At 50.5% G+C, this 14,395-nt stretch carries 13 protein-coding genes; 5 read left to right on the top strand and 8 right to left on the bottom strand.

The features are described 5' to 3' along the window. Positions 1-440: 440 nt before the first annotated feature. The 3 genes from V2391_RS09120 (at position 441) to V2391_RS09110 (ending at position 3,132) form a co-directional block, all read left to right on the top strand. Positions 441-1,265 (top strand): PfkB family carbohydrate kinase, encoded by an 825-nt coding sequence (locus tag V2391_RS09120; RefSeq protein ID WP_260699598.1) that lies wholly within the window; start codon positions 441-443, stop codon positions 1,263-1,265. Continuing rightward, positions 1,258-1,587 (top strand): TIGR04076 family protein, encoded by a 330-nt coding sequence (locus tag V2391_RS09115; protein ID WP_329739071.1) that lies wholly within the window; start codon positions 1,258-1,260, stop codon positions 1,585-1,587. The genes V2391_RS09120 and V2391_RS09115 overlap by 8 nt, the downstream gene beginning before the upstream one ends. A gap of 183 nt (positions 1,588-1,770) precedes the next feature. Further along, on the top strand, positions 1,771-3,132 hold the full coding sequence (locus tag V2391_RS09110; RefSeq protein ID WP_118081660.1) for an ATP-binding protein: 1,362 nt from the start codon (positions 1,771-1,773) through the stop codon (positions 3,130-3,132). A gap of 46 nt (positions 3,133-3,178) precedes the next feature. Here the strand turns inward: V2391_RS09110 and V2391_RS09105 are convergent, their stop codons facing one another. The 3 genes from V2391_RS09105 to V2391_RS09095 form a co-directional block, all read right to left on the bottom strand. Continuing rightward, the gene (locus V2391_RS09105; protein WP_329739070.1) at positions 3,179-3,625 is read right to left on the bottom strand and encodes a low molecular weight protein-tyrosine-phosphatase; all 447 of its coding nucleotides are present in this window, start codon (positions 3,623-3,625) and stop codon (positions 3,179-3,181) included. A 271-nt stretch (positions 3,626-3,896) separates the two neighbouring features. Beyond that, entirely contained in the window at positions 3,897-5,093 is a 1,197-nt protein-coding gene (locus tag V2391_RS09100; RefSeq protein WP_329739069.1) for a site-specific integrase, read from the bottom strand. Positions 5,094-5,394: 301 nt separating this feature from the next. Further along, a complete protein-coding gene (locus tag V2391_RS09095) occupies positions 5,395-6,531 on the bottom strand; it encodes a zinc ribbon domain-containing protein (protein WP_329739068.1) in 1,137 nt (378 codons plus the stop codon). 747 nt (positions 6,532-7,278) lie between these two features. On the opposite strand from V2391_RS09095, the gene V2391_RS09090 reads away from it, so the two are divergent. Both V2391_RS09090 and V2391_RS09085 read left to right on the top strand, forming a co-directional pair. Continuing rightward, on the top strand, positions 7,279-7,854 hold the full coding sequence (locus V2391_RS09090; protein ID WP_329739067.1) for a recombinase family protein: 576 nt from the start codon (positions 7,279-7,281) through the stop codon (positions 7,852-7,854). Positions 7,855-8,272: 418 nt separating this feature from the next. Continuing rightward, positions 8,273-9,262, top strand: coding sequence for a hypothetical protein (locus tag V2391_RS09085; RefSeq protein WP_329739066.1), 990 nt, complete (start codon positions 8,273-8,275; stop codon positions 9,260-9,262). 125 nt (positions 9,263-9,387) lie between these two features. On the opposite strand, the gene V2391_RS09080 is transcribed toward V2391_RS09085, so the two are convergent. The 5 genes from V2391_RS09080 to V2391_RS09060 form a co-directional block, all read right to left on the bottom strand. Beyond that, positions 9,388-10,194: a hypothetical protein gene (locus V2391_RS09080; RefSeq protein WP_329739065.1), complete on the bottom strand. Its 807-nt coding sequence runs from the start codon at positions 10,192-10,194 to the stop codon at positions 9,388-9,390. 37 nt (positions 10,195-10,231) lie between these two features. Next, the gene (locus tag V2391_RS09075; RefSeq protein ID WP_329739064.1) at positions 10,232-11,134 is read right to left on the bottom strand and encodes a hypothetical protein; all 903 of its coding nucleotides are present in this window, start codon (positions 11,132-11,134) and stop codon (positions 10,232-10,234) included. A 353-nt stretch (positions 11,135-11,487) separates the two neighbouring features. Beyond that, on the bottom strand, positions 11,488-12,006 hold the full coding sequence (locus tag V2391_RS09070) for a hypothetical protein (RefSeq protein WP_329739063.1): 519 nt from the start codon (positions 12,004-12,006) through the stop codon (positions 11,488-11,490). 12 nt (positions 12,007-12,018) lie between these two features. Next, positions 12,019-12,231 carry a hypothetical protein gene (locus tag V2391_RS09065; protein ID WP_329739062.1) on the bottom strand — a complete coding sequence of 71 codons (213 nt, stop codon included), beginning with the start codon at positions 12,229-12,231 and terminating at the stop codon, positions 12,019-12,021. Positions 12,232-12,943: 712 nt separating this feature from the next. Next, on the bottom strand, positions 12,944-14,314 hold the full coding sequence (locus V2391_RS09060) for an ATP-binding protein (protein ID WP_329739061.1): 1,371 nt from the start codon (positions 14,312-14,314) through the stop codon (positions 12,944-12,946). Positions 14,315-14,395: the final 81 nt, after the last annotated feature.

Here is a 14,395-nt window from a genome sequence, read left to right as displayed (position 1 = left end):
TGTTGGGATAGTCGTTGGGGACGCTCTTGTTGAGTGATCCGTGGGGGACGGAGGAAAACGAATCATTTTGGGCTGCGGTGACACCCTTTCGAAGTTGCTTTGTCCAAAACTATGCCGGATTACTACGATGAATTCGAAATATCAGACCTCGGCATTGTTTTTCGTAAAATCACAAGCTGTCTACCTGCGGTTTTGCCGGAGTGCAATTCGTTGTGGTTGGAGGCTAACGGTTTATCGTAGTAATCCGGCATAGTTTTGGAATGGTAGTAAATAGATGGCAGCTACTGTGCCGCTACCGCCGCGATTTTGCCTCCCATTTCCGTAACCTTTCCGCAACAATGTGCCCTCCTCGGCGCCTGCGCCCGCTTGCAACGCCCCCTGCGCTACACTTAGTCGCACTATGGCGCCGTCGCGTCGCACCCGACCCAAGGGGGACACTCATGAAGAACACTCAGCTGCTGCTGATCAACGATATGTGCGGCTACGGTAAGGTCGCGCTTTCTGCCATGCTGCCGGTGCTGTCGCACATGGGTTACCGTATCCACAACCTGCCGACGGCCCTCGTTTCCGATACGCTCAACTACCCCAAGTTTTACATCCACGACACCACGGAGTACGTGCGTCAGAGTCTTGCCATCTGGGAGGAGCTCGGCTTTGAATTCGACGCCATCTCGACCGGCTTTATCGTGACCGAGGAAGAGGCGCGCATCATCTCGGACTTTTGCCACCGCCGTTCGCAAAAAGGCACCAAGGTGTTCGTCGACCCCATCATGGCCGACAACGGCAGGCTCTACGCCGGCGTGCCCGAATCGACCATCGGCCTTATGCGCAGCCTGGTCGAGTGCGCCGACTACGCGGTGCCCAACTATACCGAGGCGTGTCTGCTCACCGATACGCCTATGGCCGAGCAGATTACGGCCGATGAGGCTCGTGCGCTCGTGGACGCCATGCTCGCGCTGGGCGCCAAGTCGGTGGTCATTACGAGCGCGAAGGTCGACGGGGCGAGTGCCGTCATCGGCTACGACCATGTGGCGGGAGAGTACTTCACGATTCCCTTTGAGCTGATCCCGGTGTATTTCCCGGGCACGGGCGATACGTTCTCGTCGGTGCTCGTGGGTCGCGTTATGGCCGGCTGGAGCTTACAGCGTGCGACGACCGACGCCATGCGTGTGGTGGCCGAGCTTATCGAGCGCAATGCCGACCAAGAAGACAAGTCGGCCGGCCTTCCCATCGAGGCCTGCCTGGATGTGATCGACCATGAGTAACGCCGGCGAGGGCGGCGTCAAGCCTGCGGGCGAGAACGGGCCGCTCGGTGCGCCGCGTGGCAAGCGTCCGCGTATCCGCGTGAGCTGCGTGGACCAGCTGGGTGCGTGTCGCTGCCACCATGGTCATAAGCCGGGCGATGTCTTCGACTTCGATCGAGACCGCGGCAAGATGTGCGCTATGGCCTGTCACGTGGGCTTTCCCTATATCGATATCCTGCGCTACGGCGGAACCGTGCCTGGCAACGAGCCCGGTACGGCAAAGTTCTGCTGCCCCGAGGTCGATACGCTGAACGTTTGGCTTGCCGAGGTCGTCGACGAGTAGCTGAGCGCAATGTGACAAAGGGACAGTTCTTTTGTCACATTCGCGGGTGGTGTCCCTTCTTTTTGCTTATAATCTCAAATCTCTGCATTTCATCAGATTTTAGGTTCTAAAAATTCTGCGTTTCATCGATAATCAAGCGTATAAAACTTTGCATTTCATTTGATGACACCGAGGGGAGAGCCTATGCTGCGCAGGAAAATAGCGGCAGAGCTGGAGCGTTGGCTGAAGTCTTCCGAGCAAAAGGCCTTGTTCATTACGGGTTCTCGCCAGATTGGCAAAAGCTATTCGATTCGCGCATTTGGCAAAGCCAACCATGCAACCTACATCGAGCTTAACCTCATGGAAAACCGCCAGGCAAAAGATGCTCTTCTCGAGGCGCGGAATGCCGATGATTTCATCAGCAGGGTGACGCTTCTTTCGGGAAAGTCGATTGCGCCAGGCAAAACGCTCGTGTTTATCGATGAGGTCCAAGAGGCCCCCGACATCATGACGATGGCAAAGTTCCTTGTTGAGGACGGGAGGTGCCGCTGGGCGTTTTCGGGGTCAATGCTCGGGACTCAGTTCAAGGGCGTCAGGTCCTATCCCGTGGGGTATGTCCACGAGCTTAGGATGTTCCCGCTCGATTTTGAGGAGTTTTGCTGGGCAACCGGGGTGAGCGAGGGGGCTCGCCAAACGATACGTGACGCGTGTATCAGCGAGAGGCCCGTTCCTGATTACATTCATGACGCGATGATGGCAAACTTCAGGACCTATACCGTTGTCGGCGGAATGCCGGAGGTCGTGCAGCGTTTCCTTGACACGCAGGGCGACCTTGCCTCTGTTCGTCAGCTACAGTCAGAGCTCAACGAACAGTACCGGCGGGATATCTCCAAGTATGCAAGCGGGCGAGCCCTTCAGGTGCAGAGCATTTACGATCAGCTCCCTATTATGCTCGAGGGCGAAAACAAGCGCTTCGTGCTCAATTCCATTGACCCCAAGGCTCACTACGAGAAGTATCAGCGAGATTTTGTATGGCTTGTCGATGCCGGCGTTGCTCTCAAAGCCGATATCGTAACCGAGCCAAAATCGCCCTTGCTCAAGACGGCACGGCCATCGCAGTTCAAGCTATATCAATCGGATACGGGCATGTTGATGGCGCGCTACCCCGTCGGAGTCGCCCAAGCGGCGTATCTTGATAGCAAGGAGCCCAATCTGGGCGGCATTTACGAAAACGTGGTGGCCCAGCAGCTGGCTGCCCAAAATCGCCAGCTTTACTACTATCAGACAAAAAAGCGCGGTGAAGTGGACTTTGTGGTCGATGGACCGGATGGGACGGCTGTTCCGATCGAGGTTAAATCGGGCTCCTATTACCACGCGCACGCTGCGCTCGGTCATGTGCTTGATACGGCTGAATATGGCGTAAGGCTCGGGATTGTTTTCTCGAGAGGCAACGTTGAGCGCAACGGAGCGGTTCTCTATTTGCCGCTATATGCGACCTGGGCCCTTTCGGATGTTTTGGGCGACTCCTGCGCCGAGGGGATAAAGCTGGAGGTCAAGCCGGTCTAGGGCTAGTCCCGGATGTGACAAAGGCGTGGCCCGCGACCTCGATTGCCTACAGCTGCTCGAGCATAGCGGTGCAGCCGTCGAGTACGTCGCGGTAGGTGGCATCGAAATTGCCGGTGTACCAGGGGTCGGCCACGTCGCCGGGGCGCTCGGTCCAATCGAGCATGCGCGTAATCTTGCCGTCGGGGTCGTCGCCAAAGATGCGACGCAGGCCACGCGCGTTCTCGTCGTCCATATAGACAATGTGGTCCCAGTTGCCATACTCCGCGCGACGCACCTGACGTGCACGATGTGCGACGACGGGAATCCCGACCTCGCGCAGCTTGGCAACGGTACCGTGGTGTGGCGGGTTGCCGATCTCCTCGGTCGAGGTCGCAGCGGAGTCAATGACAAACTCGCCCGCGCGCCCGGCGCGCCGCACCAGCTCGGTAAACACCGACTCAGCCATCGTCGAGCGACAGATGTTGCCATGGCAGATAAACAGTATGCGTTGCATGAGCGGTTTCCTTTCTAGGCGGTCGTGCAGGGCTTACAGACTGCTCTTGAGGCAGTTTGCTCCAATAAAGCCCGCTGCGTAGTTTACCTGCGATAATAACAAGATTAGACCTTTAATCCCAACGCTTCTACTGTGTTCAACGAGCTGAATGGCTCAAAAAATAGTTTCCAATATAGGGAAGGAAATCCACTTTATTAAGGCCAGAAATCAGTCAAAAGTAGAAGCAAAAGTAGTAAAAACGTAGTACGGCTCAAATTTTTACTACCAATGTCTACCTGCGGTTTTGTTCAATAGCAAGCATCTCGTCTTGAATATCTTCAAGCCCAAGATGGGTGTAAACGTTGTAGGTGGTGTTGATATCCGAGTGCCCCATAATGTATCTGAGCTTTGCTGGACTCATGCCAGCGCGTGCCATTCGGCTACAGAAAGTGTGCCTGAGCTGGTGCGGAGTTATATGAGGCAGTTCTTCCTTATAGATGTGGTTGTGCTTAATGATGGCGCGTTTGAGCCTATGCTCCCAATGCAGAGCAACGCATGGCATCTCATTCTTGTCTAGGCATATGAAGCCCCTTACCCCATCAATAACAGGCTCTTCTTTTGGCTGCGCCCTCTGTTCGATGAGACTGTGGAAGGCCTTTTCGACAGAGGCGGTCATGGGGATATACCTCATACCAGATTTCGTCTTGGGCTCTTCAACGTAATACTGCATATCTCTCGCACGATGGAGTTGCTTTTGAACGCATATGCAGTGATTTTCGAAGTCAATGTCATCAAGGGTCAGGCCGCAGTATTCAGAAATTCTGAGTCCAGTGTTCAACAAGATGAAGTAAGTCTCAAAGTAGCGCGAGAAGTGATGATCCGAGCGCATGAACTCAAGGAATAGCCGTTCCTGTCTAACGCTTAACGATTCTCTGGATACCGTATCGTTGACCAGCACATTGATAAGCTCGAAGTTAAAGGGGTTTCTTCTGATGAGGCCGCATTCCTCAGCAAGTTGAAAGGCTGGCCTGAGTACGCCTCGGATGCAACAGACGCTGCTATAGCCCTTTCCAACATCTTGCTGAAGGTGGATAAGCCATTTCTTTGCGTCCAACACCGTAATGTTTGATATTTTGGCTTTGCTGAAGCTGTCTGTTTTCAGGTAATTGGTGACGGTTTTATAGGCGCTAACGGTTGTCTTTCGTACCGCAACCTTGGTCGCAAGGTAGTTCTCAACCAGAGTCATGACGTTCATGTTCTCAGGTGCGATGTGGTCGAAGAGGTCTTTTTGAACCTGCTGCTCTTTTTGTCTTAAGCAGAGGTCTCTCTTTTTGCCGTGCGGCGTTTGGTCGTGAATTGTCAAAGTCCACGAATAGACAAAGCAGGTTTTTCCCATCCAATTGGTGTATTTAAACGAGTAGCGACCGTCTGGGCGCTGGCCTTCTCCGCGATGGAGAACTCGACCCTTGTTATCTTTCCTATTCGACATAGCTTGGATCTCCTTTCAGAGACTCAAGCACGACAACATGATTGTAGCTATGGGGTTGTCTATGCCATGGTAAAAGGGTTCGTTTATTGGGTTAAATCAAAGGAAATGAGGCCTATTTGCCCCGTTGAGGCTGGGGTTGGAGTAAGTGTCCATCGGCGTAATTCCAAGCCCAAATTTCGCCCTCAGCGTGCATCTTTGCTATAGGCTGAGCGGACATCAATTGAAATCGCAGTTTGAAAGAAAGGGCACCGTGGCGAAGTACGCTACGGTGCCAGACATTGCACAGTGTGGATTGAGGAGCCTATGCGACTGTTGCCCTAAGCAGGACTTTCTCACCGTCGCTGGCAAAAAGATATGTAATCCCGTTTTTGCTTGTAGACCCACTGAAGTCTTCGACACTGTTTGCAAGATTTGTAACGACTTCCTGAGCATCGGTTTTCGAGAGTGAGGAATCGCAAGCCATCACGAATCCGCGTGCGACGATTGCTGAGTCACATTTTGTGGTGTCAATCATAAGGACGGGGGACGGGTTGCAGGAGCTGTCATACCTGCTGCTCTTTGTCAGGTTACTCTGCCCGTCCATTGTCGTAAAAGAGAGCATTGCGTACATATCGGGGTCTTTGATGTCGTCAACAAATATATAGGAAATAAGCTCATCGGTGCTCTTGTCGATAACGTCTGCGTCTAGATTGCTTTTGAGCTTTCCATTGAAGGAGCTAGGGGAAAAGGAGAATGCGGATGGGGCGGTCTCCTCTGTCGCGGCCTGATTGCTATCTTCAGATGACTGGCTAGTTGCGGTTGAAGGGCTATCGTCTTCCGCTTCATCGGTGCTATTCGGGGCTGGAATTATCTTTCCGCAGTACATGCAGACCTTTGAACCATCGCTTCTGTCCTCGAAGCAATGATTGTCTGGGTTTTTCTCTCCGACGGTTTTCCCGCAGTTGGCACAAGTTTTCGGTTCGGTGCACGTTGCGGGGTTCCAGTTGTGTGCATCGGGGTCAATTTTTCCATTGGGGTCGACCTTTCCGCATTTATAGCAGTGGTTGACTTGGTGACAGTCGTTTCCGCTCCACTTGTGTATGCAGATGATGTTTGACGCAAGCAGGGCTCCAACGGCTATTTCTGCGACTGCGACTATGCCGAGTACTGCTGCTGTCAATTTCATTTTGCCTGAAACGACCTGCTTCTTTTTCTTTTGCCCCTCTTCTGCTGGCTTTTTCGTTTGCGTATCGGGGAGCTTATTGTTGTCCTGCGCTTCATCCGAGGAGCCATCTTTTTGCTTCTCGGTCACAGATTCTGGCTGAACGCTTTGAGTGTCTTCTGTACCGTTGGTTGTTTCGTTGCTGGAGATGCTGTTCAGCGGAAAGCCACAATTTGGGCAGGTTGGAGCTTTGTCCGAAACCTGCTTTCCGCATTCTGGGCAGTTAATAAGGGGCACGACCTCTCCTTCCAAAGGAATCCCGACAAAAGTGGAAGGGGAGAAACACATCAACTAAATTAAGCGATGTGGAGGACACCTACCACAGTTACCACACCGCAAGGCTTCACATGCATATGCGAACAGACCTTGAAAGGCGGGTGCCCTCCAATTCGCCTGTTTGCATACGCAAAGCGGCAGCTATGCCATTGTGAAGCTCCATCCAAATATATGGATGTTGCGGTGTGGTAGATGAGATTGTATCAAAGACACGGGCTTTCATTTTGAGTAAAAGGGCGAACGGTTCCGCTTCCTGCTGGCATTTCTCAGGGCGCGAAGATTCAAGGCGTTTTAGGCAGCTAGCGATCTTCTCGATAGCATTGGCGATTATGCCTTGGTAATACACTGTTTACAGTGAAGGTAGACGGTCGGAGGAATTTATTCTTCCTGTCATGTTGATATCAACTACATATATGGGGTCTGCCAAGTAGAAGTTGAGGCCAAAGTGTAAAACACCCCGTATGCTACAAAACAGACTGGGGGCAGGGGCTTATGAGGTAACGCATCTTTTGCAAGCTGGGAGTGCGCAAGAGAGTTGAGCTGCGTTACGGTGTATCCCAAAATTCATAACATTTGAGACATGAGAAATACCACTCCCCAAGTGAGTCTTTTGAATCAAATAGTGTCCTAAAAGATATTCCAAAAGTATATGTCTCAATATAAAATACTAATAGGACTTTTGAGACATATAGGAATTGGAGGCACGCGATGAAGTTTCTCTACGCTCGCTGCTCAACAAAGGAACAGAACGAGGCAAGGCAGCTTGAATATGCGCATGAGCTTGGCTTAAAGGATAACCAGATATTTATCGATAAGGCTTCGGGCAAGAACGCCAATCGTCCTGCTCTGAAAGATATGCTCTCTCGTCTGCGCGAGGGCGATGAAGTCTATATCACTGAGTTGTCTCGACTTGGCAGGAGTACTAAAGACCTAATTGACCTTATGGAGACCTTCGAACAGATGCATGTCGAGGTTCATAGCAAGAAAGAGGCTATCGATACAACCACTCCAGCAGGCAAGTTGATATTTCATATGCTGTCAGCGATTGCTGAGTTCCAGAGGCAGATCATCCTTGAGAATGCTGCCGAGGGCAGGGAGGCCGCTATGAAGCAAGGTGTGAAGTTCGGCAGACCTAATGTTGATGAAGACGCTCTCAACATGGCTCTCTATCTATTTGGAAACGACAGAACGGAGTCGGTTAAAGAGATATGTGAAAAGACTGGTATCAGCAGGAGCACTCTATATAGAGAAGCTGGCAACAAAAATGTATGTCGTGGTAAATAAAAATCAAACATATAAACTCGATAGCTCAAAACTATATCGCGAAATAGGGAATTGATATTGATGGTTTGGCGTATAGCCGTTACATGCTAGGGGATACTTTCACTGTACCTAAATAGCGGAGTTGGTAATTTTAATTAAGGGAGGTAAGTTTATATCCGCTACTTACTAACGTATCTACCTGCATGTTTAACAATATCAATCTCGCATTACTTATAGTTTGCTACATCTCTTCGAGACGTAGCAAATGTTTATATTTGTCACCTTTCAAGTCCCTAAATAAATATTTAATTATATATGGTAGTTGATTGGTGACAAATTATGCGAGATGAAATCGAGCATCTATAAGTTAATAAAAATTTATAGTGACAAATTAAATTCGTGCAGGAAGGTAGTTCAGTTGGATTGATAGGAGGTTTATTTGGATTTAGGGCTAAAAGTTGGAGAGTACAGCTACAAGGAAATGTGTGAGCTATTTCACGAGAAACCAAAAACGGGCAAGTCGAAGCAACTGCAACTGAAGCATTGGGAACTGTATTGCCGTTATGAGAGGCCGACCAATCGATTGTTTGTTGTAAACGAGGTCTACGAGGAGCCGCTGGCGAGAGTCGACGGGAGAAAGACGAACGGGAGGAAGTCGGAAACCGAGGAAGAGTTTTCCATCCTATTTGGGTCACTGTTCGTTCGAGAATATACGCGAAATATGTACCATACAGCAAATGGACAGTGGCAGACGGCAAGACTGACCAATGGCGAGCTTTCTAAATATTTTGGACTATATGGGGATCGTCTTTATTATGCAAAAAAAGACAAGAAGATAGACGATGACCTATTTCAAGAGCTGACATCCAAGCTGAGCGGCAAAAGAAGGAGTCTTATTGTCGACCGCGCTGCAAAGATAGATTGGGTTGAAGTAAAAAAGGAGGTGATTGTATATTGGGGAGACCATCCTCTTTACTATGACGAAGAGTATCGAGAGTCTTTTGATTCGTATCGCATCGAGTATGTTCGCAAACATGGATATAAATCTCTTGCTGATGTAATAAAACACGGCGAGTGGTCTGATATGTCTGAGTACGTACTTGGGCGATTTAAGGCAACGTGGGAGAGTTCCCTTGCTGAGAAAAGTCCCTGGTTATTGTCGGACTATGGTTCAATAAATAGGATTGAATCGTGCACCTCGTTCGGACTTAAAGAAGGAGCGGAGAGGCCGCCGTTTTATTATTCTCTTGAAGAGGTTGATTCTGCTAGATATAGCTTCAACCTGAAAACAGTGGCATCACTGGTCAAACTCTTCGAAAAACAAGTGCCAACAAAGGGTTGGAATATGGAACAGGTTCGCTATCTCCTTAGGAAATATGTTTTGTTGCCCAACTGGCAAGACTATAGGAAACGTTCCAAGGCTGCATAGCTCTTGGTCTGGTCTAAAACTGAAAGGCAATAGAATGTGCCGTAGAGGCCATGGAGAATGACTTGGAGGAAGGGCATCATGCACCCTCCTCCAAGTTTAATTATCATTATGCAGCTATTTCACTGTTATCCGCAGACCTTGCAACAGCGGCTTTTACCGCTTGCGGAGATGCTTCCGCTGTGAATTCCAGATGAGCGTTTCAGCGTTGGGCAGTTTGGCGTGGTGTGGTAGACGCTGCCGCCCGAGACCCAGTACACGGTTTGGCCCTGCGTGGCCTGAGCTTCACTTTGGATGCGGTTTTGTTCAGCCTCCCGTTGGGCGCGCTCTTGCTCCAGTTTCTTCGCATCAACCTGTTTTTGGAGTTCATCGCGCTCGCTTTGAAGAGCATCAAGCTGGGAGTGGAGTTCTTCGAGCTTCGCTTTCTCATCGTCGATAGTTGCCTGCTGGTCTTTATAGAGAGTAAGCTCTCGACTTAAATCTGCTTTTTCGTTCTGTATCTTTTCGATGCGGCTCCGCAGCTTGTTGTTGTTATCTTGCAAAAGAGTTGCCTTGTCGAACGCATCATCATAGTCATCTGAAAGAGAATCGTACTTAGCGGAAAGTGCGTTGTAGCTCTCAACCTGCTCGCTATATGAATGGACTCCAATAGCCGTGCTGGCGATAAGTAATGCGAACAATACGGCGAAGGCTATGACGGATCCCTTGCGAGCCCTGAGGTGCCGTGAGATGCGACGTGCTTCAGAACGGATTTTGATGCACGTGCTTGGTGCGCTGTCGTTGGGCTGATCGACTTTTCCTTTGGATTGGTTGGTCTCTGCGGTTCGCTCAATAGCAACGCAGAGACGGGCTAGGGTTTCATGGGCTAATTTGCGCCCTTCAGGGTTTTCTTCATCGGCGCAAAGGTCGATGAGCTTGCAATTCAATGGTTCCATGGTCACTCTATTAATTAATGGTTATTGAAAGATGGCCTTAATAGACAATATCCGTGTAGTAGTTATTCCATTCGCATCCACCATAACCGCTATCGGGATTGGAGAAGTAGAACGTCACCGTATATCTAGAATGAGGCTTAATGTTATCAACTTGGCATGTTGAATTTTCAGTCACGGTGCCCGACTCATTTTTTAGCGAACATTCCCAAGCCGAATCAAATTGATAGTCGGTGTTGTTGTCGACCTCGAAGCTGGCAGAATAGTCAGTCCATGTTACCTCGTTGTCGATTCGGTCGGTCTGGCTGTCGATATCGGCCTCAATGGCTTCGAGAGCTGTTAGCAGCTTCTTCTGTTTGTCTAGTCCTGCGATGTAATTAGAGACAAAGTCATCGTCCGTGGCAAGGAATCCTATCTCCTCATAAAGCTCGTTGAGCGCTTCGTAACGAAGAACCATGCCCTTTTGCCATTCAATTTGCTCGTCCGATTTAAGGGCTTCGCCGAGGGCGGCTTTTTGGGTGTCGAGTCCTTCCAAATACTTGGTGCAAGAGTTCTTAACCGTGTCGCTGGAGAAATCTGCGGAACGGTATTTTTCTAGCTTTGCTAGCTCAGCATCTACTAAAACACCCTGATCCGTATCGTCCGCGTGTTTTTGCCGCCAATGGATCGACTTTTTCAAATCTTTGCTAAATTGCTGGTCGGTTCTGAGCTTCGAGCATTCTACGAGGGCGCTTTCCAAGTCTTTGTAGTGTTTAACATCCCGCTTCCCGCTAGCATCAAGTTCTTTATATTGGCTATTAAGAGACTGAAGCTCGTCCCAAGAGTCGGCGGTAATTTTTCCGATTGAGGCAATCTGCTGGTCGAGTTTTGTCCCCTGACTTGCGCAGCCGCTCAGCAGGATACATGAAGCCAACAATGGGATGAGCAATGCTTGTTTGCGCATTTGTTCCTCCAAGAAAACGTGAAGATGTGGCTGAAGGCTCTGTTTGTGGTTTGCCGCAAACAAAAGCCAGAATGCTGGCATCGCTCATCGTGGCAGTGCCATTTTCAAGATTGATCATGAACGCTTCGTCAGATGGTCGGGCTTGTTGCGTAAAGCGGCTGATAGGCTGATGGGGCGCAATCGTTGATTGCAGTGAAAATCAGAGACGGGACGAGTTCTGCCGTAACAGCAAACGGGCGGTTCTTTTGGCTCATTGGGCTTTCCTTCCTCCGACACTTGGTAAACGCTGTGTTTGGTTGGCTGATACGCCTGATAATCAGCGCTTATCTAGCCGAGCGATAGATATTGCCGTGTCATTGGAGACTGTTCCAAGTTTTTCCATTATCGGTTGAATAGGAATCGAGTTTTCCGTCTCCATCGTTATCCACGGCTTTATTGCCATTGCCGTCAGCAATTGCTCCAGTTCCATCAGCATTTTTATGAATGGCGTACTCCCCATCGGTGTCGATATAGTCTGTGCCACCGTCTTCCGAGTCAGACTTTAGATACGTTTTGCCGTCATCCGTATCAACCCAATCGTCCTCATCTAATAATGTGCTAGAAGATGAGCTCGATGAGGAGCTGGAGTAAGAAGAATAATCATCATCGTCCTCAGAGTCTTCATCATCGTCCTCAGAGTCTTCATCATTTTCATCATAGGCGGCAGAAGAAGAGGAGCTTGACGGATCATTGAAAGAATTCAATATGCAAGCACAGCTGGTGATGTATAGGGCGCAAAGAAGGCAGACAGCAAGCATAGGCAGCAATGCCTTTTTAAAGTGCGTCGCAAACTTCGCGCTTTCACTTTCGGTGCCAGTGTTTTCGTCCGTCATGGGTGTCATCCCTTACGCATCGTAGTCTTCGCGGAATCCGCAGTTCTGGCAGTAATACGTCTTTTTCTTCTTGCCAAGTGCTCCGCCCACGAGGCCAATGGGGCCTAAAAGCAGACCTCCAGCGGCGGCTTTTCCCACACTGAAGCCTTTATTAGATTCTCCTGTGCATTTCCAACCTGTGCGTTCTCCGCAAGATGGGCATTGTGCTGGTGCTTTGTTTGCCATAAAAATCATCCTTTCTCTGGCGATCGGTGCATCAACGTCTTTATGACTTCAAGTATTTCTTTTCAAGACGTTTGTGAATTAAATGCTATCGGTGTGAACTGACACTGATTTCGCAGCTTGGGGTTAACGGACGAGGGTCACGTTTTATTCATCGTGATAACGGAATTGTTGTGCAGCAAATTGAACTTTTTGAGAGATGAAAGCTATGTGTTTGTGCACGATGCGTTCTCCTTCCATTGGCGTGACGGAAACTGCGGAAGGAGGCTCATCCGAAGAGCGGAATGTGTAGCACGAAAAGGAGGAGTATCCACCCACAGTTGCTACACAGCTCCGAGCGCCTCGCAATAGCACGAACCAGCAAGGAGAAAGGGCAAATACCCCTCCTTGTCGCTGGTTGAGTGTCTTCAGTTGTGAAGCGCGAGCATTAAAAAATGCTAGAGCTGTGTAGCAGGTACAACTCTAGCATGCTGATAAGTTATTTAATCTACTGACCTGTTGAACGGTCGAAAAAGTAGGCTGTTGTGAAAAGCGGAACCATCTGACCTGTCGTGCCTGAGCCTCTATGAGTAGTAAAAAGGTAGTAGGTCAGATGATTTGAATGGTTAATATGCCTGATAATCAGCGGTTACCTCGTCGAGCGGCAGATGTTGCCATGGCAGATAAACAGTATGCGTTGCATGAGCGGTTTCCTTTCTAGGCGGTCGTGCAGGGCTTACAGACTGCTCTTGAGGCAGTTTGCTCCAATAAAGCCCGCTGCGTACAAGGGGAGGTGGCGTAGCTCGCGCCCGTCATCGGTTTCGCTGCGGAAAAAATTGTTCTCGGACAAAATGTAGGCATATGGCGATCGGGCTTTGTCCATGAACGACCCGAGGGTTCTCGCGCGCACGTTGCGTGCGGACTTTACCTCGACGGGCACGATTTCCATACGGTCGGTCTGAAGTAGAAAATCGAGCTCGCCGGTCGTCTTCCAAGACGACGGCGGCACCCAGTAATACGTCTGCAAGCTGTTACCCGAAAATGCTTGCATGACCGAGTTTTCCGCCAGGGCGCCTCGGAAGTCGGAAGATAGCGCTATGGCGGAATCTTCTTTGAGGTCGAGCCAGAGCCTCGGGTTGATGCCGAGTTTGTAGAACATGAGGCCGGTATCGAGAAGATAGACCTTAAAGAAACTTCCATCTTCGTCGTCGAAGGGAACGAGGGGAGGCTCGATGCCTTCGGTCAGGTTGTTGACCGATATGATACCGGCGCCTTCGAGCCAGTCGAGCGGCTCGATAAGCTTGGCGCGACGGCCTCCGCGTTCGACCTCGGAGTACTTGAATTTTTTTGTGGACGATCTCAGCAGCTGGGACGGAATGGAGCGCCAGACCTTGCGTGCCGCCACGCCGCTGATCCCGTTTTCGGGGTCGGTCATATCGGCGGTATAGGTCTCGTTGATTTCGCGCTGCTCGACGCGCGCATCCTCGATGGATAACGTCTTGCGATATGCGTTGACGGCGGCGGGCATGCCGCCCACGATCTGGTATCGATGAAACAGGCTGAGCGCGGCTTGGTGCGCGGCGTAGGTCTCGAGCGTGCCGGCGTGGGTACGAATGGCATCGGCCATCTGCTCCTCATCGAGCGCCCAGAGAAACTCCTCGAACGACATAGGATGCATGGTCTCTTGACGAACGCCGCTGGGAAAAGGCAGCTTACGTTTGCGCGTGGCGACGCCGAGCTGACTGCCGGTCGCGCATATGCGCCAGCCCGAACCCGAAAAAAAGCGAAGCGAGTTGAGCGCCCGTTCGCAGAGCTGCACCTCGTCAAACAGGATGAAGGTGGTTTCTTTGCGAATGGGGGCGCGTTTATAGTCTGAAATCCGCGCCACGATGGTGTCAACGTCGTCGGTGGGACAATCGAACAGCGGAGCGATCAGCTCAAGATCGGTCTGAAAGTCGAGTTTGACAAACGCATCGCCGGCGATTCGCCTGCCGATTTCCTCGGCAGCGTACGTTTTGCCTACGCGTCGCGCACCACGGATGAGGAGGGGGCGTGAGGCGTCCTTTGTCGCCCATGATTCGATAACGGACTCGATTGATCTGCGCATGGGGCCGCCTTTCCAATTTCGTGTACTTCAGATACATAGTTTAGTACGATTTCATGTACTTGAAATACACGAAATAATAGA

It is taken from the genome of Collinsella sp. CM84Y_54 (assembly GCF_036317945.1).
Classification (GTDB): domain Bacteria; phylum Actinomycetota; class Coriobacteriia; order Coriobacteriales; family Coriobacteriaceae; genus Collinsella.
The sequence above is the reverse complement of the archived record's forward strand: the minus strand, read 5'-3'. Positions and strand labels throughout refer to the sequence as shown.